Annotated in this window: 24 protein-coding genes and 7 pseudogenes; 10 read left to right on the forward strand and 21 right to left on the reverse strand. The window is 34.1% G+C overall.

The window, feature by feature from the left end; genetic code table 11:
• Nucleotides 1-28: 28 nt before the first annotated feature.
• On the forward strand, nt 29-811 hold the full coding sequence (gene cheR, locus DN393_RS27990) for a protein-glutamate O-methyltransferase CheR (RefSeq protein ID WP_060489719.1): 783 nt from the start codon (nt 29-31) through the stop codon (nt 809-811).
• Between the two features lie 33 nt (nt 812-844).
• Here the strand turns inward: cheR and DN393_RS27995 are convergent, their stop codons facing one another.
• The 7 genes from DN393_RS27995 to DN393_RS28025 form a co-directional block, all read right to left on the reverse strand.
• On the reverse strand, nt 845-1,561 hold the full coding sequence (locus tag DN393_RS27995; protein WP_149174141.1) for a hypothetical protein: 717 nt from the start codon (nt 1,559-1,561) through the stop codon (nt 845-847).
• A 27-nt stretch (nt 1,562-1,588) separates the two neighbouring features.
• On the reverse strand, nt 1,589-2,929 hold the full coding sequence (locus DN393_RS28000; RefSeq protein WP_149174142.1) for a transglycosylase: 1,341 nt from the start codon (nt 2,927-2,929) through the stop codon (nt 1,589-1,591).
• A gap of 29 nt (nt 2,930-2,958) precedes the next feature.
• On the reverse strand, nt 2,959-4,602 hold the full coding sequence (locus DN393_RS28005; protein WP_048561278.1) for a flagellar motor switch protein: 1,644 nt from the start codon (nt 4,600-4,602) through the stop codon (nt 2,959-2,961).
• 173 nt (nt 4,603-4,775) lie between these two features.
• Nucleotides 4,776-6,779, reverse strand: coding sequence for a chemotaxis protein CheA (locus DN393_RS28010; protein ID WP_098102201.1), 2,004 nt, complete (start codon nt 6,777-6,779; stop codon nt 4,776-4,778).
• Between the two features lie 129 nt (nt 6,780-6,908).
• A complete protein-coding gene (locus DN393_RS28015; protein ID WP_000940570.1) occupies nt 6,909-7,277 on the reverse strand; it encodes a response regulator in 369 nt (122 codons plus the stop codon).
• A 150-nt stretch (nt 7,278-7,427) separates the two neighbouring features.
• Nucleotides 7,428-8,105: an OmpA family protein gene (locus DN393_RS28020; protein WP_098102200.1), complete on the reverse strand. Its 678-nt coding sequence runs from the start codon at nt 8,103-8,105 to the stop codon at nt 7,428-7,430.
• A 22-nt stretch (nt 8,106-8,127) separates the two neighbouring features.
• Nucleotides 8,128-8,961: a flagellar motor protein MotP gene (locus DN393_RS28025; protein ID WP_098111834.1), complete on the reverse strand. Its 834-nt coding sequence runs from the start codon at nt 8,959-8,961 to the stop codon at nt 8,128-8,130.
• A 172-nt stretch (nt 8,962-9,133) separates the two neighbouring features.
• On the opposite strand from DN393_RS28025, the gene DN393_RS28030 reads away from it, so the two are divergent.
• Nucleotides 9,134-9,736, forward strand: coding sequence for an HD domain-containing protein (locus DN393_RS28030; RefSeq protein ID WP_064476552.1), 603 nt, complete (start codon nt 9,134-9,136; stop codon nt 9,734-9,736).
• Nucleotides 9,737-9,761: 25 nt separating this feature from the next.
• On the opposite strand, the gene hfq is transcribed toward DN393_RS28030, so the two are convergent.
• Both hfq and DN393_RS28040 read right to left on the reverse strand, forming a co-directional pair.
• On the reverse strand, nt 9,762-9,950 hold the full coding sequence (hfq, locus tag DN393_RS28035; RefSeq protein ID WP_098093065.1) for an RNA chaperone Hfq: 189 nt from the start codon (nt 9,948-9,950) through the stop codon (nt 9,762-9,764).
• A gap of 54 nt (nt 9,951-10,004) precedes the next feature.
• Complete coding sequence (locus DN393_RS28040) at nt 10,005-10,223, reverse strand: aspartyl-phosphate phosphatase Spo0E family protein (protein ID WP_002096752.1); 219 nt, start codon at nt 10,221-10,223, stop codon at nt 10,005-10,007.
• Nucleotides 10,224-10,462: 239 nt separating this feature from the next.
• On the opposite strand from DN393_RS28040, the gene DN393_RS28045 reads away from it, so the two are divergent.
• The 6 genes from DN393_RS28045 (at nt 10,463) to DN393_RS28070 (ending at nt 15,105) form a co-directional block, all read left to right on the forward strand.
• On the forward strand, nt 10,463-10,582 hold the full coding sequence (locus tag DN393_RS28045; RefSeq protein ID WP_000120179.1) for a YjcZ family sporulation protein: 120 nt from the start codon (nt 10,463-10,465) through the stop codon (nt 10,580-10,582).
• A gap of 165 nt (nt 10,583-10,747) precedes the next feature.
• On the forward strand, nt 10,748-11,215 hold the full coding sequence (locus DN393_RS28050; protein ID WP_088048432.1) for a VOC family protein: 468 nt from the start codon (nt 10,748-10,750) through the stop codon (nt 11,213-11,215).
• Between the two features lie 5 nt (nt 11,216-11,220).
• Nucleotides 11,221-12,435: an MFS transporter gene (locus DN393_RS28055; protein WP_088048431.1), complete on the forward strand. Its 1,215-nt coding sequence runs from the start codon at nt 11,221-11,223 to the stop codon at nt 12,433-12,435.
• 128 nt (nt 12,436-12,563) lie between these two features.
• Nucleotides 12,564-13,013, forward strand: coding sequence for an ArsR/SmtB family transcription factor (locus DN393_RS28060; protein WP_064476555.1), 450 nt, complete (start codon nt 12,564-12,566; stop codon nt 13,011-13,013).
• 19 nt (nt 13,014-13,032) lie between these two features.
• Nucleotides 13,033-14,253, forward strand: a complete 1,221-nt coding sequence (locus tag DN393_RS28065) for an MFS transporter (RefSeq protein WP_064476556.1) — start codon at nt 13,033-13,035, stop codon at nt 14,251-14,253.
• 126 nt (nt 14,254-14,379) lie between these two features.
• A complete protein-coding gene (locus DN393_RS28070; RefSeq protein WP_088048430.1) occupies nt 14,380-15,105 on the forward strand; it encodes a sulfite exporter TauE/SafE family protein in 726 nt (241 codons plus the stop codon).
• Between the two features lie 94 nt (nt 15,106-15,199).
• Here DN393_RS28070 and DN393_RS28075 read toward each other — a convergent pair.
• From DN393_RS28075 to DN393_RS28090, 4 genes and pseudogenes are all read right to left on the reverse strand, one after another.
• Nucleotides 15,200-15,280, reverse strand: a pseudogene (locus tag DN393_RS28075) (glutamine amidotransferase); the annotation flags it as partial.
• Between the two features lie 29 nt (nt 15,281-15,309).
• Complete coding sequence (gene nfsA, locus DN393_RS28080) at nt 15,310-16,044, reverse strand: oxygen-insensitive NADPH nitroreductase (RefSeq protein ID WP_088048429.1); 735 nt, start codon at nt 16,042-16,044, stop codon at nt 15,310-15,312.
• Between the two features lie 231 nt (nt 16,045-16,275).
• Nucleotides 16,276-16,593, reverse strand: coding sequence for a magnetosome magnetite crystal formation protein family (locus DN393_RS28085; protein WP_000678044.1), 318 nt, complete (start codon nt 16,591-16,593; stop codon nt 16,276-16,278).
• Between the two features lie 141 nt (nt 16,594-16,734).
• Complete coding sequence (locus DN393_RS28090) at nt 16,735-17,154, reverse strand: YdcF family protein (RefSeq protein WP_370458110.1); 420 nt, start codon at nt 17,152-17,154, stop codon at nt 16,735-16,737.
• Nucleotides 17,155-17,239: 85 nt separating this feature from the next.
• Here DN393_RS28090 and DN393_RS28095 point away from each other — a divergent pair, with 85 nt between their 5' ends.
• Nucleotides 17,240-17,905, forward strand: coding sequence for a DUF421 domain-containing protein (locus tag DN393_RS28095; RefSeq protein ID WP_088048427.1), 666 nt, complete (start codon nt 17,240-17,242; stop codon nt 17,903-17,905).
• A 36-nt stretch (nt 17,906-17,941) separates the two neighbouring features.
• Here DN393_RS28095 and DN393_RS28100 read toward each other — a convergent pair.
• Together DN393_RS28100 and DN393_RS28105 are read right to left on the reverse strand one after the other, a co-directional pair.
• Nucleotides 17,942-19,209, reverse strand: a pseudogene (locus DN393_RS28100) (MATE family efflux transporter).
• Nucleotides 19,210-19,338: 129 nt separating this feature from the next.
• Nucleotides 19,339-20,184, reverse strand: coding sequence for a MerR family transcriptional regulator (locus tag DN393_RS28105; protein WP_088048426.1), 846 nt, complete (start codon nt 20,182-20,184; stop codon nt 19,339-19,341).
• Nucleotides 20,185-20,372: 188 nt separating this feature from the next.
• On the opposite strand from DN393_RS28105, the pseudogene DN393_RS28110 reads away from it, so the two are divergent.
• Nucleotides 20,373-21,290, forward strand: a pseudogene (locus DN393_RS28110) (cation:proton antiporter).
• Between the two features lie 28 nt (nt 21,291-21,318).
• On the opposite strand, the pseudogene DN393_RS28115 reads toward DN393_RS28110, so the two are convergent.
• The 6 genes and pseudogenes from DN393_RS28115 to DN393_RS28140 all read right to left on the reverse strand — a co-directional run.
• Nucleotides 21,319-21,598, reverse strand: a pseudogene (locus DN393_RS28115) (DUF3986 family protein).
• Between the two features lie 80 nt (nt 21,599-21,678).
• Nucleotides 21,679-22,900 (reverse strand): annotated as a pseudogene (locus DN393_RS28120) (aminotransferase).
• Between the two features lie 179 nt (nt 22,901-23,079).
• A pseudogene (locus DN393_RS28125) lies at nt 23,080-24,533 on the reverse strand (solute symporter family protein).
• Nucleotides 24,439-24,756: a DUF485 domain-containing protein gene (locus DN393_RS28130; protein WP_370458111.1), complete on the reverse strand. Its 318-nt coding sequence runs from the start codon at nt 24,754-24,756 to the stop codon at nt 24,439-24,441. The pseudogene DN393_RS28125 and the gene DN393_RS28130 overlap by 95 nt, the downstream one beginning before the upstream one ends.
• A 246-nt stretch (nt 24,757-25,002) precedes the next feature.
• Nucleotides 25,003-25,500 carry a sterol desaturase family protein gene (locus tag DN393_RS28135; RefSeq protein WP_149174143.1) on the reverse strand — a complete coding sequence of 166 codons (498 nt, stop codon included), beginning with the start codon at nt 25,498-25,500 and terminating at the stop codon, nt 25,003-25,005.
• Nucleotides 25,501-25,571: 71 nt separating this feature from the next.
• A pseudogene (locus tag DN393_RS28140) lies at nt 25,572-25,754 on the reverse strand (cytoplasmic protein); the annotation flags it as partial.
• Nucleotides 25,755-25,756 lie beyond the last annotated feature (2 nt).

Here is a 25,756-nt window from a genome sequence, read left to right on the forward strand (position 1 = left end):
CAATATCGTTATTGTGCCTATTATAAATATGATAATTGAACAAGATTATGATCATTTTATCGCGAGTTTTAAACAACAATTCAATATGGATATCGCTTCATATAAACAAGATAGAATGCGTCGTAGAATCGATGCTTTTATTTCGAGAAAGGGCTTTGAGAACTACACTAGTTTTTTAAGCAATTTACGTACCGATCAAAATTTATTTTTAAGTTTTATTGACTATATTACAATTAACGTTTCAGAGTTTTTTAGAAATAAAGAACGTTGGCAAACATTAGAGACGAAAGCACTACCAAAATTACTTGAACAAAATAACGGAAAATTAAAAGTATGGAGTGCCGCTTGCGCTGCAGGTGAAGAACCATATACACTCTCTTTAATTTTATCGAAACATTTAGCTCCATTTCGTTTTGAAATACAAGCAACAGACCTTGATTTTCACATTTTAGAAACTGCAAAACGCGGTCAATATACAGAACGTTCTTTAAAAGAATTACCTAGCGATTTGAAAGAACGTCATTTTACAAAAGAGAATGATATATATTCATTACATCAAAACATTAAGCAAAACGTCACGTTCAAACAACACGACCTGTTAATGCAGTCGTTCGATACAAATTACGATTTAATCATTTGTCGCAACGTAATGATATACTTTACTGAAGAAGCAAGGGTAAAACTTTATGAAAAGTTTAGTCGTTCTTTACGAAAAGGCGGCGTACTATTTGTTGGTAGTACCGAACAAATTTTAACACCTGAACGTTATAATCTTCAGAGATTTGATACATTCTTCTACGAAAAAATATAAAAGAGGTCGTCACAATGTAAAGTGACGACCTTTTTATATAACTCGAATTAAAATAATAGCAACAATCCATACAAAGAGAAAAAGAAATGTCATAGACCATTTATGTTCTTGCATCGTTTGTTTCAGGGCCTGTGCTAATTGTGTCATATTCATTTCTGCGAGTGCTCTCCATACACTTACATCCCGCTCTTTAGCAGTGCGATCTGTAACGCTAATTAAAATAGTTTCGTTAGACAATTTCGTTATGTAAGCAGTAATAACCGTTACCATTAAATTTATATTTCCTTCTGAAGAATCACTTTCCACTCTAGAAATGAGTGCACTTACATCTAATAATGGAATATGTACCTTTCTACCAAATGATAGTTGTACTTCTGCGAAATCATACGTTCCATCTAACAAAGGAAGTTCTTTTATATGCACCTGTTTAACAAGCCCTTGTAAACTTCTCATTACTTGTTCAAATACTTTTTCTGTTTGCTTTCCTTCACCAGATAACGTATGTAACTTTTTAAAGAGTTGTAATACTGTATCCATCTCTTTAGAAAGCATTTCCTTCATAACCTTTCCATCACCTAAACTCGCAAGTAAAATCCCTATTTCATTATTTCTCGAAATAATCTTAGACTGTCCAGTAAACACTAGATTACTATGCTTTCGTTCTTTCTGGATTTCATGTTCCGAAATAGCTGCAGGCTGTTTTAATGGTTGTAGCGTCTTATTTTCAATTGTCGTACGTTTAATCTCCATCTAAGCGCCTCCATTACGATGAAATAATTAGCCCCATTCTTTATTACTCTTTAAAACTAAAAACAGTACGAATAAACCTGACATGATAGCAAATACATTAGAAGCTTGTATTCCCTGTTCACTTTTTGCTTCTTTCTTATCTTTTGGCTCTTCTTTTTTCTCTTTCTTTTTCGAAATGACTTGATTGTTATTATCTTTATCTTTTTGAGCCTTCGCTTTATTTACTTCCTTGTTGTCTGTGAGAGGCTCTTTTATAACATAAGTAATTTTTTCTTTCTCTTTCAATGGTTCTTTTATAAGATCGTTTACTTTCTCTTCTTTTTTCGGAATTTGAACAACTGGCAGTTTTTCTTCTGGAAGCGGGATTTCTACTTTCGAGTCTTCCTGCTTCTCAGGTTCTTCCTTAACTTCTAATTTATCTTCATTCTCTCGTTCTTCTATCTTTTTATTCTCTTCTGGTTTTTGCTCCAAAATAGAAACGATATACTCACTTTCCTCAACCAGTTTATTGCCGGCCGCATCCACTATCTCTACAAGTATTTCGTATGTCCCGATTGGTAACGCATCCGTTATTTCAAATACTTTTTGCCAATCCATGTCGCGCTTATTGTAATCTAATAAAAATGTAATCTCTTTATTTTCTTTCCCTTTTAATGTAACACGAACCTCTTTCACAACTGATTCTACGTCTGTCGCCTTCACTCGCACACGTATAGAATCGCCTTGTTTCCGTTCAATTAGCTTCTCTTTCGCCTCGTCAACAGTAACTTTATGCAACTTCGGCAGTTCTTTATCTATTGTTGGCGTGTCATTATTTATACGAATAAATGGGACTTTCACTTCATTTTCTATAAGCTCTTCTTTCTCAGTTTCTTTAGAACTTTGAATGAGCTGAAGATTCCAATCACCTTGCAAATCAAAAGTTTCGACCTTGTAGTTAGCAATCCATCGCTTCGTTTCCTCTTCATACTTAAACGATAGCATTCTTTCTTGTTCATACTGATCGTCGTTTTTTGGCAAGCGCAAAATACCTTTTATACTTTGAACATTTTGCTCTTTCGGCTCTACAATAACCCGCACTTCTTCGCCAACTTTTAATTCCGACTTATTTACTGTAATAACCCCTTGATCCGTCTCTATCTTTTTTTCGACCTCTTGTTCATTTGCTACTTCTTGTTGTTCCTCTTTACCTTGATTCAATTCCACTTGCTCTGGCTGCTTTTGAACTTCTTTGTTTTCTTCTTGTACATTCATTTCATTTAGTTTTTGATCTGGCTCAATTTGTTCTTCCGCCTGACTTTGCAGAGGGAAGAACAAATACATATGTATGAATAACCAGCTCATTAGAAAAAACTTTACGTTTTTCATCTACTAGCTCAAACTCCTATTTCAACGACTTATAGCGATTTCGTCACTTTTACTCCAAAAAATCCATCTACATTTACAAGTTCACCATACGCCACCAATACATCATTTACATAAATACGAATTGGCTCGTCAATATCCTCATCCAGTACAACCGCTTCATTCTCTTGTAAACTTAAAATATCTTGAATTGTTTTCACTGTGCTTCCAAATACAAATTTCACATTCATTTCTACATTTTGTAAGATGGATGTATCCATGTATACTGGTTCCATTTGTTTTACTTCTTTAAATTCAATAGGTTGCACAACAGGTTCTACAATTTTTTCTTCTTCAATTTCTTCCGTAACAATCTCTTCTTCCTCTTCCATCATTGGATATAGAAGTCTTCTTACCATTTCTTTCGCTTCTGAAATCGGTAAAATTTGATACATTTTCGATTGAAGCAGGTCACCAATTTCAAGGTTGAACGTAATTTGGACGAGTTCGTCCACTTTCATTGACTCTCCCAAATATTCCATTTCTTCTTTTAACGTTACGAATTTAACATTTGGTGGTGTCATGTCCATTTTTTCTTGAAACATTTCTGACATCGCCGTCGCAGCATGCCCCATCATTTGGTTCATAATTTCTTTAATACCACTCAGTTCTAATTCACTAAGCTCCTTCTCTGGATCAACTTCCCCTGTTCCCATCATCATTAAATCTACCATTGTTAAAGCGACATCTTTCGTAAATACGAATACATTCTCATTCTTTAGCCCTTCAACAAAATCAACATTTAAAATAACAAACGGGACTGGTACTCCGTCATAATGACGAACATTGATTGATTCTACATTGGGCGTACTAATTGTAACTGGCTGATTTAATAGTGTTGACAATACTGTTGAAGCTGAACCAATTGAAATATTTGCAATTTCACCAAGGACATCTTTCTCTTCTTGTGTTAAATGCTCTTTTTCAACTTGTTCTTCTACAATCTCCGTTTCCACTACTTCTGCTGGCTCATCTTTTTCTTCTACTCCACCAGATAATTGCATTAATTTATTTACCATTCGTTTCGCATGTTCAACTGAAACAATTTGCACAAGTTTAGAGTTTACAAGATTATCTATCTTTAAATCAAACGATACTTTAACAATCGTTTGATTCCCATCAATCTCAGAAATTTTCTCCATTTCTTCTGATAACTTTACAACTTTAATTGTCGGCGGAGACATATCTACTGTATCTTGAAAGAATTCTGACATAGATGTAGCTGCGAACCCCATCATTTGATTCATCGCTTCTTGTACAGCACTTAGCTCTAATTCACCAAGTTCTTTTCCGTCTTCCACTTCACCTGTTCCCATCATCATTAAATCAGCAATGGATAATGCAACATCTTGCTTAAGGACAAGAAGGTTTTCCATATCTAATCCTTTTGTAAAATGAATGTTTAATACAACGTGTGGAACTTCGACGTCGCTTGAATCATATAAATCTACCAATTCTATGCGAGGAGCAGTAATACTTACTTGCCTATTTAAGATTGTTGATAATACAGTCGAAGCTGAACCAAATGATATATTTGCAATTTCGCCAAGAATATCACATTCTTGAGGCGTTAAATGCTCATTTTCTTTTTCTAGCACAATTGTGCTCTTATCCCCTTTTGTGTGTTGCTCAGGCATTTTCTCTGCCTCCTCATTTCTGTTTTTCTATCAAATGATATAAACTCTCATTTTATTTTAACAAACTTATTATATAAAACGTTAATATGTATTTATTCCCATTTTTAGATTAGTAACGATTAACCAAAAAGCTCCCCAATTGTATACAAGTGGGGAGCTTTCCTTCATTCCTATTATAAACCTTCTGGGTTTAAAATGAGGACCACTCGTCCATCACCGAGAATTGTCGCACCAGAGAAATAATTCGAACTCTCTGCAAAGAAGTCACCTAATGACTTTAAGACGATTTCTCTTTGACCGATAATTGTGTTTACAATAAGTCCATAGCTGCGATGTGTATTACGAACAATTAACACAGGAACCATTTGACCATCATATGACGCAAACGCCTCATCTACTGTTTTCTCACCAAATACAGTACTTAAATGCTTCACTTCAATAATTTGATTACGGTAATTTAACACATCTTTTCCTTGTAAGGATTGAATGTCTTCTTTTTTAATCCGAATTGCTTCAACAATATTGCCAAGAGGGAAAGCATAACGTTTATCATTCGTTTGAACAAGCATAGATTGAATAATGGACAACGTTAATGGCAGTTCAATTCTAAATGTACTACCTTTCCCTTCTTCAGAATCAATAATTAAGTGTCCACCTAAACTATGGATCGTATGTTTCACTACATCTAATCCAACGCCACGCCCAGAAAGGTCTGATACAACTTCAGCTGTACTAAATCCGGGTTGGAAAATCAAATCAAATACTTCACGGTCCGTTAATTTATTTGCCTCAGATTCTGTTACAACACCATTTTTAATCGCTTTTTCTAATACTTTCCCTTTATGAATTCCATTTCCATCATCCGTAATTTGAATAACGACATGATTTCCACTATGGAACGCTTCTAATTTAATCGTACCTGTCTCATTTTTTCCTGCATCACGACGTTGTTCAACAGTTTCAACCCCATGATCAATTGCATTACGAATTAAATGGACGAGTGGATCACCGATTTCATCAATAACAATTTTATCAACTTCGGTGTCTTCACCTGTAATTTGTAAATCGATTTTCTTCCCTAAATCTTTCGCTAACATACGTACCATACGCGGGAAACGATTGAAAACAGTTTCTATCGGTACCATACGCATGTTTAGTAGTACATTTTGAATATCTTTTGAAATATCGCCTAATCGATTTAAATGCTCAATTAATTCCTTGTTTTGAATTGCTTGTGCCAATTCATCTATACGACCACGCTCAATTACACTTTCTTCAAACATGTTCATTAATCTTTCAATTTTTTCTAATTGAACACGTATGGAACGATTTTCCACTTTACCATTTTTCGTTTTTGCAGCGCTTTTAGCAGGTGTAGCATTAGCAGCTTGCTTCGATACTTCTTTAGTTGATTCCACATGCGTAGCCGCTTGTAAATCTTCCTGCATAGCTTCTTGTGTACCCAATTCTTTCGAGACTACTTCTTTTAATGTATGTCCTTGCTTTACTTCTACTTTCTCAATTTCAGAAACATGAAGCACTACTTGTTTTAATTCTTCTTCACTTTGATCAGTATCCATAAATACTGTGAACTCAAACCCGAAAGCATCTGCTTCAATTTCTTCAATACTTGGAACTGTTTTTTGTACATTACCTACATTTTGCAGTGCTTCAATACACATAATTGCACGTACTGCTTTTAAAATAGCATGTTGCTCAACAGTTATATGCACTTCATGCGAAACTGCATCATCATTATTTATAGGTTCTTGCTCAATATATTCCGCAGGAGTTTCTACATTGCCATTCAATAATGCTTCTAATTTCTGCTTAGTTGTAATTACATCAATATTGCCCATTCCGCCTTGTTGCACATCTGCAACCATCTTCTCTAAATTATCAATGCACTCAAAAATCACATCAATAATCTCTGCATTTACAACTATATTCCCATGACGAATTTCATCTAAAACGTTTTCCATTTTATGCGTTAAATCCGCCATTTCCGTAAATTCCATACTCGCTGACATACCTTTAAATGTATGGGCTGAGCGGAATATTTCTCCCACAACATCCATATCAGTGGGATTTTGTTCTAAAGTTAGCACATTTTCATTTAGCGATTGTAAATGTTCTTCTGATTCCTCAAAAAATATATTTAATAGATCTGTTTGCATTTTCATCCCCTACCTGTCTAACAAACATTTCATTTATGTATAACAATTTAGTGTTTTAAAGCAAGAAAAAAGGGGGCCACACGCATATCCGCTATCAATGTTTAGATTCCTTGTGGCACCCCTTCTATATTAGCTGTTTGCTACTTTTGTTAAAGCTTCAATTACGCGATCTGCTTGGAACGGCTTTACAATAAAGTCTTTTGCTCCACCCTTAATTGCATCTAATACCATACCTTGTTGTCCCATTGCAGAACAAATAACAACTTTTGCACTTGAATCAATTTTAATAATTTCTTTTAACGCTTCAAGTCCGTCCATTTCTGGCATAGTAATATCTAATGTTACAATATCCGGTTGAAGTTCTTTAAACTTCTGAATTGCTTCTACTCCATTCTCTGCTTCACCAATAATTTCAAATTCAGAATTACTTTTTAATAAGTTTTTAATCATCGTTCGCATGAACATCGCATCGTCTACAACTAAAATTTTATGTGCCATTCTTTTTAATTCTCTCCTTCTATGTATAAATATATCTTAATATTTCACCTTATCATTCTCACTCATTATACAAAATAAAATGATAAAATTTAATATTTTTTTAAAAGAATTTTCGTATTTTCATTATTTTATTATTAAAATGATAATATACTATTCTTTTATGTAAATGACAACGCGACGGTTTTTCTCCCAATTTTGCGGTGAATCATTTGGTACAACTGGCTTTGTGTCTGCATATCCTACCGCAGCTAGCCTTTTATCATCCACATTATACACTTCGATTAAGTGGTGAATCATATTTGCTGCTCTTGCTGAAGACAGCTCCCAGTTAGAAGGGAATTTGTCGTTATGAATCGGTCTACTATCTGTATGCCCTTCAACAACAATCGGATTTGGTACTGATTGGAAAAACCCAACTAATTGACTTATTATCTCTTTCGCTTCCGGTTTAACGTTCGCGTCACCCGTATCAAATATTAAATTATCTACTATAACGACGCTTACTCCCGTATCCTCTCGATATACATTCACTTGACTAATACCGTTATTATCTACATATGCTTTTAACTTTTTATATAATTCGTCCATTCTCTTTTTCGAGAACATTTTTTCATCATTTTTTTCATGCGAAATATCTGGTATTGTATTTTCCATTACTTTCGCATCTACTTGCTCCACGTCACTAAACTTTTCAAGCATCTTTGACAATTTTACTGCATCCTGCTTTGATGTAGCAACTAGTAATACAAAGAAAGTTAATAATAACATCGTTAAATCTGTAAAAGTCGTCATCCAACGAGGCGATCCCTTTTGCGGTCGTTTCATCATAACCATACCACTCCTTGAAATATTAGGCTGCTCGTTTTACTTTTTTTATCTTTGTTTCGTATACATATGTATCGAGTTTCAACTTTAATTTAGAAGGAATTTGACCGCGATATAATTCTGAAATCGCTTCAATAACAAACTTCTTCTCTGTATATAAATCTTCAATACCACGATACACTTTTTCAGCAAGAGGGATTGCAATCATATTTGCAAGTACTGACCCATACAATGTCGTTAACATCGCAACTGCCATCCCTGTACCAATTTGCGATGTGTCTTGCAAGTTTTGAAGCATAATGATAAGACCGATTAAAGTCCCTATCATGCCCCAAGCTGGAGCGAAATCGCCAATTTTATCTAATAATGCTGCCCCTTTTCTTAACTCATACACTTCCGTTTCAACATCTCTCATTAACACTTCTTTTAATTCATCTTCATCGTAACCACTTAACATTAATCGAATTCCTTTTTGAATAAAAGGATTGTCTACTTGCTCTCCATCAACTTCTAAAGAAAGCAGGCCATGTTTTTTAGACTTTTTCGAAAAATCAACAAATAAATCCGTTAACTGTTCTAAATTTTCTTCTTTTCTATGTAAAACAGTAAAAATGCTTTTCGTATATTTTTTTATTTCTCCAAATCGATATGCCACAACAATTGTCGCTGTAGTTCCCCCTATGACAATTAAAATAGATGAAACATCTAAAAAGTTTTTAAAAGCTTTTATTCCGCCGCCGCCAATCATAATTGCCGCTATCACTATAGCAAAACCTACTATAATGCCGACTGGGCTAGAAATGTCAAACTTCCTTTTTCTTCTTTGTGGTCTAGCAAATCCTTGATTTTCGTCTCCCATATTCCTGCCCTTTCCTTTTCATTTTTATAAAACATTTTTTTATTTTAATAATGCGTTTTCACATATAATAAGTATTATACGCTTATCATCTGTTTATCGCAATATACTCATAGAATTGACACATTTCATTTCCATATTAGAATTATAGTATGGAAATATGAGGAGGATTACAATGGAACATAACATTTTACAAGTCATTGCACTAGCAGAAAAACTAAAATATGAAATGCGACATAGCTGGCTTTCTAACGGACGTCAAGAAAGCGTTGCTGAACATACGTGGCGCATGTCTCTAATGGCCATTTTAGTTGAGCCTTATTTAGATCAAAAAGTAAATATTGAAAAATTACTTAAAATGGTTATTATTCACGACCTAGTCGAAGCTGAAGCTGGTGATATTCCTGCTTTTGATACAATGAATAGTCATGAATTACAATTACAAAAACAAATAAATGAGCAAGAAGCCATTTTAAATATTAAACGAACATTAAAAGGTTCTCTCGGTGAGGAATTATATGATTTATGGATGGAGTTTGAAGCGAAAGAAACGTACGAAGCAAAAGTAGCTAACGCACTTGATAAGCTTGAGGTGAAAATTCAGCATAACGAAGCTGATATTGATACGTGGCTACCAATTGAGCATAAAATGACATTCCAAGTAGCAAAGCATACAAACTTTGATTCTTTCCTATCTAAATTACAAAAAATGATTGAACAAGATGGCGAAAAGAAATTACTAGCTGCTGGCATTGACGTGGAAGCTTGCAAACGATAATGAAAAGACACTCAATATGAGTGTCTTATTTCATTATTGTTGATATAGCCTGCTTGTATATAAGCTGTTGTTTTCCATCAACTAACATTAAAACGGTAAATTTGTCTATCGCAACAATTTCTCCTACTATTCTAACGCCACTCTTTAAAAAAATTGTAACAATACCTTTTTCTTCTTTTATTTGTTTATATAGCTCTTCTTGTAAATGTTCCAAATACTTTTCTCTCCTTTTTTACAAAATATCTTAATATAAAAAACTATAAATTATTTATTTGTGTACTTTATCTTTTACATTCATAAACTTATTAATAAGTATATCTAAATCTCGGCTAAATAACAAAACTTTATCATGATCCAATCCGTGTCTAGCAACAAGTTGGATTAGCTCTTTCTTTTTGTTTTCTATTTTATTGTGTAATTTTCCCATCTCCATCTCTTTACTAAAACTCCCTTTTCCCATAATATTACTTGTAAAATTATAGTACAAATCCTCTCATAAAAAAATATAAAAATGGTTTTTTTTACAATTTTTATATTTTTTTATGAACAAATCGCAAAATATATAACGATTTCTTCACATATCCCTAGCACAATATACAATCAAAATAACCATACAGGCGTTTGTCTAATTACAAAAGAGACTGGCTCCTTTTCCATACAAAAAACATACTGTATATAGTAGTCCATGAATTATATAGATTAACTTACTCAAAAGGAGGAAAACATATGAGCTATGGTGGAAGTTGCGCTGGTTTCGGCGGTGGATTTGCTTTGCTTATCGTACTATTCATCCTTCTAATCATCATCGGATGTAGCTGCTGGGGTGGCGGCGGATACGGATACTAATATATCCTATCCTTAACAAATGAACGAAAAACTATACGAAAACAGCTCATATTTGAGCTGTTTTTTCATACTTTCGTATGAAGTGATATCCCTCCTTTTTGTGATTTCAACTAATAAAAAAACGTTTACTATGAAATAAGAAATATTTTACTAAGGAGGATTACAATGATTAAAGGTCTTTACGAAGCACATTTACCTGTCAGTAACTTAGAGATATCAATATCTTTTTATGAATCACTTGGACTGAAATTATATAAAAGAGGAGATGATATTGCTTTCTTTTGGATTAAAGAAAACGAAAGTTGGCTCGGTCTTTGGGAAGGCACAGCATACAAAGTTAATTATCATCCCTCTTTACGACACATCGCCTTTCAAGTAAGCTTACATGATTTAGAAGATGCGATTTATTGGCTAAATCAAAAAGGCATTTCAGCACGAAAAGATTTTGGAATGGAACCAATTGAACCGATTGTTTTTCCAGAATTAGCGCATGCCACCGTATACTTTAACGATCCTGACGGAAATAGTTTAGAATTGATTGCACAATTACCTATTGGACTTCCTACAGCAGAGAAAGTGTACTTAAGCGAGTGGAAAAAACAAGTTCAAGCATCATCATTACATAAAGATTAAATTTTATGTCAGTTTCTTATTCCACACTTCTAAAAACAAATAAAAACTTCAATAAACTATTTTACGGGCAAACGTTAAGTGTACTTGGAGATTGGTTTCATACTGTAGCTTTATTAACATTCGTCTATAGCCTAACGGAATCTCCGTTTATGATTGCACTAACTTTTATAAGTAAAGGTTTACCCCAACTTCTTCTTAGTCCTTTCATAGGCGGAGTTGTAGATCGTTTTTCTAAAAAGAAGATTCTGATTTTTACCGATATTTTACGAGGCATAATCGTCCTCACTTATTTATTTGCACTATATAAAATCGAGATTATTTTCATTTCTAATATATGTTTATCCGTACTTTCTTGTTTATTTGAACCAGCTAAACAAGCAACCTTAAAAAATGTCGTACACCAAAATCATTTCGTAACTGCTAACTCTCTTTCTAGTACAATTAATGGTTTTATGTCTATTATGGGGGCTTCTTTGGGCGGGATAATTGCACAATCTTTACATATTGAATTCGCTTTTTTAGTAAATAGCCTGTCATACTTTATTTCAGCCTATTTTATTTATAATATGAGTGTCCCTTCTCATGATACTTGTAACAAGAAAAAAGCATTTTTTACTGATATAAAAGATGGTTACACATACATATTACAAACAAAAATCATTTTAACGTTAATTCTTGTCGGCATTTCATGGGGCATGATTGGAGGCGCTTATCAGCTACTTCTAACGATCTATGCCGAAAAAATTTTCCACACCAACATTGGAATTTTATATACGGTTCAAGGGGCTGGGCTTATGATTGGAAGCCTCCTCGTTAACTTTTATATATCTAAAAATGAAGAAAAAATGAAAAAAGTATTCGGTTGGGCCTATTTCCTACAAGGAATTTTCTTTCTCGGATTCATTTTGTCCAATCAACTTATTATCGGTATCATTACATTGCTCTGTATGCGCATAGCAGGAGGAATCATCGTTCCACTTGATACGACATTACTTCAAACTTATACGAAGGAAAATATGATTGGTAAAGTTTTTTCATTCCATTATTCCATTTACGGATCTCTTATTCAGTTATCTATGTTTTTTACGGGATGGCTTTTAGAAGTTCTTTCTCCTCAAGTTATTGGTACCTTGTTAGCTATATGCTGTATTTTTGTGAGTTTTATATGGCTGTTCTTGTTTTATCGAGGGAAACTTAATGAAGAATCTACTATCACTTAATAGCATGTTTATGTACATGCTATTTTTATTTATGTCGAAATATAAAGGAAAAAGGCGATTTATTTCCCTTACGTTCTAATTTTTTAGAATGTACAATAAATTTAGATCATAAGAAAGGAGATATCATAATGTTTGACGATAGACTTACTATTTCAGCTGAGCAGCAGAAGCTCATTTCTAATGCAACTCGCATTCAAATTCTTCACCTTTTAAAAGACGAGGCACTCACTGCAAAACAAGTAGCTACTAAACTAAATAAATCTGCTGGTAGCGTTCATTATCACGTTCAAATTTTATATGATGGAGGGTTACTTGAATTAGTAGACACGAAAGAAAAACGAGGAATTATTGAAAAATATTACAAGGCAAAATCTGCTCATTTCTATATTGAAGAAAGCGGCACAGAAGGAACGAATACAGGCAGTCATATTGTATCTCATTTATTTTTAACTCCAGAGGAATTACAACAGCTTACTTGGGAAGTTACACAAGTGTTATTACGCTGGGAAAACAAAACCGCTCGTCAATCAAGCTCCGAAGAGGAATACGCTATTTCCTGCAGGATTAAAAAACAATGAAAGAAAGGTCCAACTGCTTATGAAAAATAAATTATTATTATTGTCGGGAACAGGAATTTCTCGTTTAGGTGATTTTATGTATCTCATCGCCCTAAACGTAATGGTGTTAAATAGCACAAACTCCCCTGCTGCTGTAGCAGGATTATGGATTGTTGGTCCAATTGCGACCGTTGTTACAAAAATATGGTCTGGTAGCATAGTAGATCGATTAAACAAACGGTCCATTATGCTCATCACAGATATAATTCGGGCAGCTCTTATTGGCTGTATTCCACTATTTGATTCTATTTGGGCCATTTATATTTTTATCTTTTTGACTCGTATTGCCACATCATTTTTCGATCCAGCTTCATTTTCTTATAAAACAATGCTCATACGAGCTGAAGAACGCGCTCAATTCAACGCTTGGAATAACTTTTGTACAAGCGGGGCTTTTATTATCGGTCCAGCCCTTGCTGGAATACTTCTCACCACGTACTCAGCATCCTTTGTTATTTACTGCAACTCACTTTCCTTTCTACTTTCTACTATTCTCATTTATTTCTTACCAAACATTACGTTACAAACAAAGCAAAACGAAGAAGTTGCAAATACTTTCGTACAAACATTACGAAGTGATTGGAAACAAGTTTTTTCATTCGCTCGAACTGAAAGTTACATTATTCTCATATTCGTTTTATTTCAAGCTACTACGCTTGTCTCTATGGCACTCGATTCACAAGAGGTTGTTTTCACAAAACAAGTACTGTTTTTATCCAACATGGAATATAGCATGCTTGTTAGTATAACTGGTGCTGCTTACGTTTTCGGTTCATTACTTGTTTCTCTCTTTGCTAAACGATTACCAATTCAACATTGTATCGGATTAGGTATGATTTTCACAGCAATAGGCTATGTAATTTTCGCCTTTTCAAATTCATTTATAGTCGCAGCGAGTGGTTTCATTTTACTTGGCATTTCTTCATCATTTGCTGGTACTGGCTTTATAACATTTTATCAAAATAACATCCCTGTACATATGATAGGACGTATCGATAGCGTGTTTGATTCAATAAAAAATTTCATCCAAATCTTTTTCATTTTAGCAATTGGGGCATCCGCACAATTCCTTTCCGTTCAAATCACTGTAATAAGCAGCTCATTACTCATTCTTTTCCTTTCCTGTTTATTAGCAATCCGTGTAATGACGCCTTCACGAGAAAAATATTTTAAAGCTACAGGGTCATCATTGGAATATTAAGTGCAATATAAAAAGCGGCTATTATGCCGCTTTTTTCCCATATTAAAGGACAGTAAGACCCCCACTGATTAAAGTTTCACTTTATGTTAAAATATGTATTGGATCTGATTATGTAGGAGGGCTATTTTGGAGATTATATTCATTTTCATATGTATTATATTAGTAGCTTCTATTTTACAAACAAGTACAGGTTTTGGCTTTTCTATTATGGCAACACCTTTCTTACTCATGTTATTTCTACCACAAGAAGCTATACAAATAAATATCATTTTATCATTAATTATTTCCATATCACTCATTTGGAAAATAAGAATGGACATTGATTTTATTCTACTGAAAAGATTAATTTTCGGAAGTATAGTTGGTGTTCCTTTTGGTATTTTAATTTTCACTTCCATTAACATCAACACATTTAAATTAGCAATTAGCATCCTTCTCTTACTATTAACGTTGATGCTAATATGCAACTTTAAGATTCAATCAACAAAATCTAGAGATTTCATAGTTGGCGGATTATCTGGTCTTTTAACGACAAGTATCGGTATGCCAGGACCTCCACTGTTACTTTATTTTACAGGAACTGATACGAAAAAGGAGAAGTTACGAGCAACTACATTGGCTTTTTATCTATTTATATATTTCATTAGTCTACTAACTCAAATACTCTTCACTGGGACAAACAAAACAATTTTGGAATCCAGTTTATATGCTATTCCAATCGTATTTCTAGGTTTGTATATAGGTCAAATTATTTTCAAATGGCTTAATCAACGGATTTTTAAAATATTTACGTACATCCTTTTGAGTTGTACAGGTATGTATCTTCTTATTGAAAGTTTGCATTTATTATAAGTAAGTTTTTCAAGATAATAGATGCTTTAGATTGTACAAAAACATATAGACTTAAACGATAAAAAGCGGCTATTATGCCGCTTTTTATCTTCACTTAAACTAACGTTTCATCACAAAGCTCTGTTACATTTTTAAAGTATTGCAAGTTCTCCTTCACTTCAGCTTCATTAAAAAGCAAACCTGCATGCAGGTCTGCCTTTTTACTCATTTCTTATTAAATCCTTTTTCACTTAAAAACTCTTTCATATGCATTCTTTTTTCTTTAGCCATAAACGAACTCATTGATTCCGTCCATGTTACGTTTTTCTTGTTTGCTAATCTTTCTTTATAGTACGAGCTCATCGTTTCATCGTATTCGTTTAATAATTCATCATATTTCTTTTCATCATATCCATTTTCATGAAGGATTGCCGCTACTGGTAAACGTGGTTTCACTCCATGATCTTCATCTGGTACACCAACTGTCATTCCGAATACAGGATATACTTTATCCGGTAAATGAAGCAATTCACTCACTTCTCTCGGGTTATTACGAATACCACCAATATAACAAATACCGTATCCTAACGATTCTGCTGCTAACGCTAAGTTTTGTGCGAACAGTGAAGCATCTACCGTCGCAACGATAAAGTCTTCTACTCCTTCATACTTTATCTCTGTACTATGTTTTTCACATGCCATTTCAAGTCGTTTTAAATCTGCACAACAAACAAAGAATGCTGCACAGTCTTTCACGTGAAGATTTCCAGATAACTCTGCTAGTTTAACCTTTAAGTCTTGATCTGTTACATATATAACAGAATACGCCTGTACAAAATGTGAGGAAGCGGCATGTTGCGCAGCTTGCACCATTCTTTCTACTGCATCTTTCGGAATTGATTCTTCTTTATATTTACGAACTGAAACGTGTTGCTCCATTTTATGTATGATCTCATTCATGAAAATCACTCCTTTTTTCTCTTCATAATGAAAAATTAACATATCTTTTTCAATATTCACAACTTATAAGCACAAAAAGAGCAATTCTTTTTGAATTGCTCTTTTTAAAACGTTTATTAGTACGGTAAATGAAATTTTATTGACGATAATTTAAATATATCAGCGATTTTTCGAATATATCGACTTACCGACGAATAACGACAGATTTACATCAAATTATTTCTTGTCTTATTACGCTGTTTTCAAAACTTTAATACCTTTTACGATATTCCAAATGAAGTAATAAATCCCTACAAGAATGAACACCGCATATGTGATCATCATTCCAATTCCAGCACCATCGGATTGATTGAAGCTTAAACCATATATGCCGGATACTGCTAATCCACCAAATAAAATCGCATACGGGAAAATATGTGACCAAAATGCTTTTTTCGCGTGGTATTTCACTTCATCCTCCGCAACGAAGTACACGATAATTGGCAGTAAAAATGGTGCAAAAAAGATACTAAAGTAACATAGTGAAGATAATATATTATTTCCTTTCATCCGACTCACCTCTAAATAGTTTTTGTTATCTTCATTATGTCAGGAATCCATTCTAGAAACTATCGCTTTACCTTTCATGAACATGACATATTTGTAAGATTTCCCTCTAAAATAATCCCGCCTGAAATTGGATTATTTTCTCTATATTCGATTCATAAACCAATATTGAGTAATGGCTAAATACTCTCGTAATTTCGATAATTTAATATTCTCATCTGTACTCGTTGACTTATCTTCCATAATGATGCGGTCTTCTGCAATTTTCAGTTTCATTAATCCATTTTTCATTGCTAATGCTTCTGAAATATCTTCTCCTTTTCCTTTCCCTCCAGATACTATAGCAATTGTTTTCTCATGTGATTGTAAATACTCAGCTGCTTTATCAATACGATATTGCAATGAGTACGACGGTTTCGTTCCGTTTACTTTCGAGCCTAATACAATTATATAATCCGCATCGTAGGTAGCATTCATTTGCCCATGCTTATAAATGTTATATTGTAAAGTTCTTGCTTTTACGGATAATATCCATTTATTTGTTTGTATACAGACAAATTCCAATTTAGCCTAATTTATCCTCTAGAAAGTAATATTTATATTTCTTTCGGGAACAGTAAGTACAACTTTGCACGAAGGAGTGTCTCTATTGCTTCTCTTTTTATGTAACGTATCGTTCTTTTTCATCTTATTTTTACTATCACTTAAATTGCTCGGTAAATCTGCTTTAGCACAACTAACGCCTCATGATTTTGGGGCTATTATCTTTTTATCTTATTTAGCTTTTCAGGCCATACCAGTCTCTGGTGCTTTGCAAGCTTTTCTCGGTATGGTCGTTATTACATGTTTACATTTGCTTCTTACAAAATTAAGCTTACTAAACAAACTAAATCGTTTTATTCTTGGACACCCCATTATTTTAATTAAACATGGTGACATTATTTTTGAGAACTTACAAAAAAGTAGATATCCAATTGCTGAACTACTGTCTAACCTTCGCGTTGCAGGATACCCAAGTGTTCACGAAATTGAATATGCTATTTTAGAAGCGAACGGAGCCATTAGCATTTTACCAAAGCGTGAACTTGTACCATTAACTCCAAAAGATTTGAACATAGATGTTACGTATGCTGGATTACCAATTGCTCTTATTGTTGATTCGCAAATTCAATACGATAACTTAAAGTTAATTCATAAGGACAAAAAATGGTTATATAAAGAATTAAAAGAAAAAGGCATCACTAATATTAAAAGCGTTGCTTTCGCGTCTGTTCAAGAAATAGATGGATCTTTTGCAATTAGTTTAAAAGAGTAAAAAAATCCCCTTACTTGCTCAAGGGGATTTTCTTCATTATATCGCTTCTTTCTTTCCTGTCATATTTAACGGAACAGGATGTTTCATACGATTCATCGTAAATACGATAATCGCTGTCAATACTTCAGCTACTGGCATAACGAGCCAAATTCCATTTATCCCAAATAATTTTGGCATAATCCATAATAATGGAATAATAAATAGTAACCCTCGGCTCATTATAATAAGCACTGATTTTGTCGTTTGTCGCACTGATTGGAAGTACTCTCCATACACAATGTTATAGCCTAAAAATACATATTGGATAAAGAACAAGCTAATACCCGTTAATGTTAACTCCAATAACTCTGGAGATTGGACATCAAATAGACCAATAATATATTTCCCGAAGAATAATCCGATAACTATTGCAATACCACCGAGTACTACCGCAATTTTTACAGCGAACTTTAATCCTTCACGCAATCTTTCTGATAAATTTGCCCCGTAATGGAAACTAGCGATCGGTTGTAACGCTGCTCCAACACCGAAGAATAGTAGTAATGTCATCGCATGAATACTGTTCACCATCGCATAAGAAGCGACTCCTACTTCTCCTGCATATTGAACGAATGCAATGTTAAAACCGATTGTTACAATTGCAACTGTGCTTTCTGCTGTAAAGCTCGGGAAACCAATTACCATAATTTGTTTAACTGTATCCCATTCAAAATGGAATTCGCACCTGTTACGCCCCATCCAAAGATGAAAATAAAGATATAGTCAAACACTATATTTAATACAGCCGTTACAACTAGACCTGCCATTGCTAAATTAGGATTTCCGTCATTTCGTATAAATGTACTTAAAATATTTTCTAAAACGTATATCATTCCAAATGTTAATAATACGTGTAAATAGTCTAAAGCATACGGTAAAATCACTTCGTTTGCACCAAATAAGTATGCTAAATCTTCTATTCTCCATAAGCAAATCGCTGCTAAAACACCTACGATAATTACTGCTACCGTCATGGATTGAGTAAAAATAGACCTTGCTCTTTCTAATTTATTTTCACCTAGTGCAATGGAATATAACGTTGCTCCGCCCATTCCAATCCATAATGAAATAGAGAAGAAAATTGAAAACGCTGGAATAGCCACGTTTACTCCTGCTAATCCGTTCGCTCCAACTCCCCGACTAATCATAACCGCATCAATCACAATATTAACTGACATTAATACCATTCCAAGAACAGCTGGTATTAAATAAGAAATAAATAAACTTTTTATTGGTTTTTCTCTTAATTTTTCTGTTGTTTCCATCATATAAATGCTCCTTTTTCAATGCTCTGTTCATAGTTTAAACCTTCAAGTTACTTGAAGGTCAATAGAGAATTAAAAAATAGGTAACTGAATTATCGTGTTTGATGCCAGTTTGTAATGATACGAGTCCTACATCTTATTGCTTTGTTTTTTCATTATAGGAATTTGAATTTCTGTTACTTGCTCCTCTGGATTTTCTGTTACAGACCAATCAATCAACCCAATCTCAATCGAATCTCCATTCACTTCGTAACCTTCTTTATCAATGTATGAAAGTAACTCCCTATACGTTGCATCTGTTTCTTCATATGGTCCATGGTGATAAGAACAAGCAAATAAACTTTCTTTAATTTCATCTGAAGTATGCACTTCATACGGCATATAATCCAAAAGAATAAACACACTGCTATATGCTTGAAATTCATTTTGCATGAATGCTTTTTTGGAAATTGTCACACCTATATCTCCTGAAAATAGACTATCATCCATTTGCTTCATATTTTTTTGAAGCGAATGAATATAGTAATCAAACATATCATCTGTCGTATTCGGCGCCACTGCAATCGCTGTTATTTTTCTTTTCGGTATCTTTTTAATAACAATTCGATCGGTTTCTGCTTTTGTCGCCTTCTTTATTAAATGAATTCTATGTTCCATTTTCGCCAAAGCATACTCAATGTCTCTTTGTTTTTTCAACATCATTTCTTGTTGTTTTTCCAGTAAATTGAGTGCGTATGCTGGATTTCTTTCATCAATATATTTCTTAATTTCCTTTAATGGAATATTTAATTGGCGTAAAAATTTAATCGTATCTAATAGTGAAAATTGATCGATTGTATAATAGCGATAATTTGTTTGCGGGTCCACAATAGACGGATGAAAAATCCCCTTTTCATCATAATAGCGTAAAGTAGATTCCGCTATATTATGCATTTTTGCCATTTCTCCAATTGTAAAACGTTTATTTAATAACATATATCCTTCTCCAATTCATAAAAAATGTAGCCTTATTTCTACTTTTATTATATATTAATTACAGGTTCAAATTACGAGTTCAAAAGAACTTGTAATCAGACCCTTTGTTTAATGTGTTTTACATATTTTCATTAGGCAAATTCCGAGAAATCGTATGATAAAAATAAAAATGATGAGGAGAGGATCCGATGGATTTCGAATTTTTCTTTCAAATTGCACTTATTTTATTAAGTACAAAGCTTGCTGGTGATCTTAGTGTTAGACTAGGTCAACCTTCTGTACTAGGTAAATTAATTGTCGGTATCGTTATCGGTCCAGCTATATTAGGTTGGATTGAAAATTCAGAGCTTCTAACACAATTAAGTAATCCTTCTTCCATTCGTAGGTGGTTACGTTTCTGGTCTTGTTATGGGAATGGAACAAGGAAATGCTGTATTTTTAGGATTACTTCTATGTGCGACAAGTGTTAGTATTTCCGTACAAACACTTCGTGATTTAGGAAAGATGAAAACACGTGAAAGTACAACTATGCTTGGCGCAGCTGTATTTGATGACATTCTTGTTGTTATTTTATTAGCATTTGCAATGAGCTTCTTAGGTACAGACGATGTTAACTTAACAATGGTTATCTTGAAGAAAGTTGTATTCTTCGCTTCTATTATTTTAATCGGATGGAAAGGTGTTCCTGCAATCATGCGCTGGTTATCACCACTGCGCGTATTATCGAGTCTATCGCAGCTGGTATCGCTATTTCTCAAACGAACTACAAACATGAAGTAGAAAAGAAAGTAGAACCAATCGCTTACGCTATGTTCGTTCCAGTGTTCTTCGTTAGTATCGGTATGAATATTACATTTGACGGTATTGGCAATCAAATTTGGTTCATCCTAGCATTAACAGTAATCGCTGTATTAACGAAACTAATTGGTTGTGGATTCGGTGCACGAATGACTGGATTTGACGCTAAGTCTTCTGCCATTATCGGGGCTGGAATGGTTTCTCGTGGTGAAGTTGCACTTATCATCGCAGGAACAGGACTGTCTTCAGGTCTTTTAGCACAAGATTACTTTACAGCTATCGTTATCGTCGTTATTTTAACTATATAAGATAGTAATCTCTTTTTTCATTTTATCTTTAAACAATCTCGTTCTTTTTTAACCCTTTTTCAAAAATAATTCGTGCTTCTTCATCATCCATATCATTACTAAATGAATACACCATAATGCCGTAATCATCTATATATTCACCTAGTTTCATTTCCTCCACTTTTTTTATAAAAATCGTCTGCCTCGAAGTGCAGAATATAAGCATCCCAAACTGGTTCATTTATTCTTTTGTACGCCGTCACTTCTAAATCATATCCATCTTCATAATATCCGATGTGATAATGTTGACTAGGATCATATTTCTTCATAAAAATTCCCCTCCCTTTGAAAATGTATCATATTTCACATAATAAACAAAAGCGAGTCGTATTACGACTCGCTTCGTTCATTAAATGCGTTCCATCGCTGTCTTCAACGTTCCAACAACAAAGGCGATTTCTTCACTTGAAATAACAAGTGGTGGTGCTAACGTTAAGACGTTATTATATCCTGCTGTTGTCATGCCGTTTCGTCCTATAATTAACCCTTTTTCTTTACAAGCATTTACAACACTTGCAATTTTGTCGTTATCAATTGGCTCTTTCGTCTCTTTATCATTTACTAGTTCAATTCCAACTAGTAGACCTTTCCCTCTAATATTCCCAACAAGTGGATGCTCTCCAATTTCTTCTTTTAATTGCTCTAATAAAAGCGAGCCCATTTGTGCAGACCGCTCAATTAAATTTTCATTTTCCATAATCTCCAAGTTTTTAAGCGCTAATGCACAAGCCGCAGGATTTCCACCAAATGTATTAATATGACGGAAGAATTCATATTCTCCCTTCCCTTTAAATGCTTCATATATTTCTCTTTTCACAGCTGTCGCTGATAACGGTAAATATGCACTCGTAATCCCTTTTGCCATCGTAATAATATCCGGCTGAACGTCATAATTCATAAATCCAAATGCTTTTCCTGTACGTCCGAAACCGCAAATTACTTCATCGCTAATGAGAAGTGCACCGTGTTTTTGACACGTTTCATGAATAGCTTTCATATAGTCTTGTGGCGGCATTAAAATGCCTCCGCCCGTAATAATTGGTTCCATAATAAAAGCTGCAATCGTTTCACTTAATTCCCATGTCATAACGCGATCTACTTCTTTTACACATTCTACATCATAAATGTTCTCTCTTTCTATTTCAGGCATACGATAACAATCTGGCGGTGTTACATGTAAAAATCCTGAAGCAAATGGCTCATATTGATATCTACGCTGTGCTTGTCCCGTCGCTGCCATCGTTGCCATTGTATTTCCATGATACCCACGGTAACGTGACATAAATTTATAACGATGCGGTTCACCTTTTTGAGCATAGTATTGCCTTGCTATTTTAAAAGCCGTTTCGTTCGCTTCCGAGCCACTATTAGAGAAGAAAATAACATACTCCACTATTCACACACCAAAGACCACTCATACCATCTAAATATCTTTTCCCTTCTATATCTTCAACCCAGCACCCTTCTGCTTTTGCCCCTACCATTGTACTATTTGGACTAAAGGGACGCATTCCGTGCCAAACATATTGCTCATCTTTTGCTAATAATTCATCAGTCTGTTTCGTTTTCATCATTTCTTCCACCTTCCATAACAACTTATTTTTCACAAAAGCTGCGCTGGTGCCATGATGATTTAAATTTCTCCCTGCTTATTTTCATTCCACAAAATTAAGACAAAATCCTACTTACAATACAGTAATATTTACAAGAAAAAGGAGCTTTTCTTATATATCGAAAAGCCCCTCTTTTTTTAATGCGACGATGCATCACTAACACCATGACCTGTATTAGATTTTACAAGAATCTCATCAAATTTCGCAGCATCTTCTTTCTTACTAGATAAAACTGTTCCTAAATATGCTGCAAGGAATCCAAGCGGAATTGAAATAATTCCAGGTGTCGTATATGGGAAAATCGCTTCCCCCACAAATATAGCTTTTCCAGCTACAGGGTTCCAAACATTTGGACTTAATGCTACGAGAACAATTGCTGATACAAGACCAACGACCATACCCGAAATAGCACCTGTTGTATTGAAGCGCTTCCAATATATTGTGAATAATATAACTGGTAGATTTGCACTCGCTGCAACTGCGAATGCTAATGAAACTAAAAATGCTACGTTCAATGTTTGAGCAAATAACGCTAGTATAATGGATAATACCGCTACCCCAATAGACGCATAGCGAGCCATTGAAACTTGCTCTTTTTCCGTTGATTTCCCCTTGCGAATAATTTCATTATAAAAATCATGTGCAAATGCTGATGCTGCTGTTAATACAAGGCCTGCCACTACAGCTAAAATAGTTGCAAAGGCAATTGCTGAAACGAAAGCAAATAAGAAATCTCCACCTAACGCTTTAGCTAATAAAGGTGCTGCCATATTACCAGCAGGGTTTGCTTTCATAATTGCCTCATTCCCTACAAATGCTGCTGCCCCAAATCCTAAGAAGATTGTCATAATATAAAATGCGCCAATTAACCACGTAGCGTACACAACAGATTGCCGTGCCGTTTTTGCATCACGTACTGTAAAAAAGCGAACAAGAATATGGGGTAATCCGGCAGTACCAAGAACTAGTCCTAAATTTAAAGACAGTGTATCAAGACCATCCTTATACTTTACTCCTGGATTTAAAAACGAATCTTTTAACGGAGTAGCAGTTTTCATTTGCGCGAACATTTCAGTCACACTAAAATTAAATTTTGAGAAAACAATAACAGAAATAATAAATGTACCAGCCATAAGTAGTACAGCCTTAACGATTTGTACCCAACTCGTCGCAGTCATTCCGCCAAAAATAACGTACACTGTCATTAATGTACCAACGATTTATTAAGCGCTGCAACGCCGCGAACTTTTTTCGCATCAAAACGTGCCGCAATCATATCCGCTAACGTGTACTTCCCTAAATTTCTAAGCGGTTCTGCAACAAGGTATAGAACAACTAAATAAGCAACTAAAAAGCCGATACTATAAAAGAACCCATCAAACCCAGTTAATGCGATCGCTCCGGCTATACCAAGAAATGACGCAGCAGACATGTAATCTCCCGCAATGGCCAGACCATTTTGCCAACCAGTTAATCCTCCTCCAGCTGTATAAAACTCACTTGCATTTTTTGTTTTCTTTGATGCAAAATAAGTTATGACGAGTGTACCAAGAACGATGATTAAAAATAGTGCAAAAGCGGTTATATGCAAACACCCATGCCCACGTAACATCCCCAAATGCTGGTGTATTGAGTACCTTTGAATACGATGTTAAAATAGGTAATGCAATAAAAAAGCTTAAAAAGAAAATACTCATCGGAACGATAAACTTCTTTTTCGTATTTAATAGCAATTGAAATTCTTCTGACTGAACAACCTCTGTATAATTCACTTCATTTTGTAACTTACGTGCTGACGTATCATCTCTTTTCATTCCCATTCCCCTCTCTTACTGAAAATACAATTCCCCCTTGTATACCTAAAGACTAAATTTTATAAATATTCAGAAACTTATTTCCATTTTAGACAATCCATACATTCCTGCAAAGATTTTTCGATAGACATTTTTCGGCAATTTCCCCTAAATTTTTAATATACTTTTTCAACATAAAAATTACGTACTTCAATCTCATACCAGTCAAGATTTGATGCCCATTAAAACAGAATAAAAAAGTAGTGCTTATCGCACTACTTCTGTCTTTTTCTCTTTTTCTAAATTACGAGCTGTTTCGCTTAATTCAACGTCCTTTCCATCTTTAAGCGTTCCAAATATGAAATCGAATACGGGATTTGAAACACCAAACCAAAACTTTTCATTTTTATAATGGTGTAATATGTGCTGTTTAGCGTATGACATAAGTAAATATATAGTAAAACTAGGTATACTAAACCATACAGGCAAAAATAATAGTTTTAAATCATCTGGATATACGTGATGATCATAATGTAATCTTCTTAACATTTTTAATAAAAATACGTTTTTAGGTGGCTTTAAGTGAAATAAAAATCGATGTGTCATATATTCGTTAAGCGTATAAAAAACAATCCCAAACAAACACGCGAACATACCGATCCATGTGAAAAATTGCATTTTTAAAATAATGATAAAAACAAATAAAATACTATACATAATAACGATATCATGTTGTAAAAAGAACTCTTTCCCCACTCTCTTCATCTTCCTTCCCCCTTTTCCAAAAAAACAGCCGCAACATATCGTTACGACTATTTCTTTTATTTTTTATTTTATTCTCCAATAATGAGCCCAAATATTTCATGATTTACCGCAAACGTCGGTTGCTTTGTTTGTAGTAATCTTGCTGCAGTATGAAATACCGCTTCATATAGTGGATTCCTATCAGTAATTTCTTTTCGGATTTTTGGTGCTAACGTAATAATAATTTCTTTTCCGTCAATAGTGGTTCGATACATAA

It is taken from the genome of Bacillus sp. BPN334 (assembly GCF_008368885.1).
In the GTDB taxonomy this organism is placed as follows: domain Bacteria; phylum Bacillota; class Bacilli; order Bacillales; family Bacillaceae_G; genus Bacillus_A; species Bacillus_A wiedmannii.

Excerpts from the sequence above, each read along its gene's own strand:
- cheR (WP_060489719.1), top strand. The coding sequence starts at position 29 with ATGATAATTGAACAAGATTATGATCATTTTATCGCGAGTTTTAAACAA.
- DN393_RS27995 (WP_149174141.1), bottom strand. The coding sequence starts at position 1,561 with ATGGAGATTAAACGTACGACAATTGAAAATAAGACGCTACAACCATTA.
- DN393_RS28000 (WP_149174142.1), bottom strand. The coding sequence starts at position 2,929 with ATGAAAAACGTAAAGTTTTTTCTAATGAGCTGGTTATTCATACATATG.
- DN393_RS28005 (WP_048561278.1), bottom strand. The coding sequence starts at position 4,602 with ATGCCTGAGCAACACACAAAAGGGGATAAGAGCACAATTGTGCTAGAA.
- DN393_RS28010 (WP_098102201.1), bottom strand. The coding sequence starts at position 6,779 with ATGCAAACAGATCTATTAAATATATTTTTTGAGGAATCAGAAGAACAT.
- DN393_RS28015 (WP_000940570.1), bottom strand. The coding sequence starts at position 7,277 with ATGGCACATAAAATTTTAGTTGTAGACGATGCGATGTTCATGCGAACG.
- DN393_RS28020 (WP_098102200.1), bottom strand. The coding sequence starts at position 8,105 with ATGATGAAACGACCGCAAAAGGGATCGCCTCGTTGGATGACGACTTTT.
- DN393_RS28025 (WP_098111834.1), bottom strand. The coding sequence starts at position 8,961 with ATGGGAGACGAAAATCAAGGATTTGCTAGACCACAAAGAAGAAAAAGG.
- DN393_RS28030 (WP_064476552.1), top strand. The coding sequence starts at position 9,134 with ATGGAACATAACATTTTACAAGTCATTGCACTAGCAGAAAAACTAAAA.
- DN393_RS28045 (WP_000120179.1), top strand. The coding sequence starts at position 10,463 with ATGAGCTATGGTGGAAGTTGCGCTGGTTTCGGCGGTGGATTTGCTTTG.
- DN393_RS28050 (WP_088048432.1), top strand. The coding sequence starts at position 10,748 with ATGATTAAAGGTCTTTACGAAGCACATTTACCTGTCAGTAACTTAGAG.
- DN393_RS28055 (WP_088048431.1), top strand. The coding sequence starts at position 11,221 with ATGTCAGTTTCTTATTCCACACTTCTAAAAACAAATAAAAACTTCAAT.
- DN393_RS28060 (WP_064476555.1), top strand. The coding sequence starts at position 12,564 with ATGTTTGACGATAGACTTACTATTTCAGCTGAGCAGCAGAAGCTCATT.
- DN393_RS28065 (WP_064476556.1), top strand. The coding sequence starts at position 13,033 with ATGAAAAATAAATTATTATTATTGTCGGGAACAGGAATTTCTCGTTTA.
- nfsA (WP_088048429.1), bottom strand. The coding sequence starts at position 16,044 with ATGAATGAGATCATACATAAAATGGAGCAACACGTTTCAGTTCGTAAA.
- DN393_RS28085 (WP_000678044.1), bottom strand. The coding sequence starts at position 16,593 with ATGAAAGGAAATAATATATTATCTTCACTATGTTACTTTAGTATCTTT.
- DN393_RS28105 (WP_088048426.1), bottom strand. The coding sequence starts at position 20,184 with ATGTTATTAAATAAACGTTTTACAATTGGAGAAATGGCAAAAATGCAT.
- DN393_RS28130 (WP_370458111.1), bottom strand. The coding sequence starts at position 24,756 with ATGAAAAGAGATGATACGTCAGCACGTAAGTTACAAAATGAAGTGAAT.
- DN393_RS28135 (WP_149174143.1), bottom strand. The coding sequence starts at position 25,500 with ATGAAGAGAGTGGGGAAAGAGTTCTTTTTACAACATGATATCGTTATT.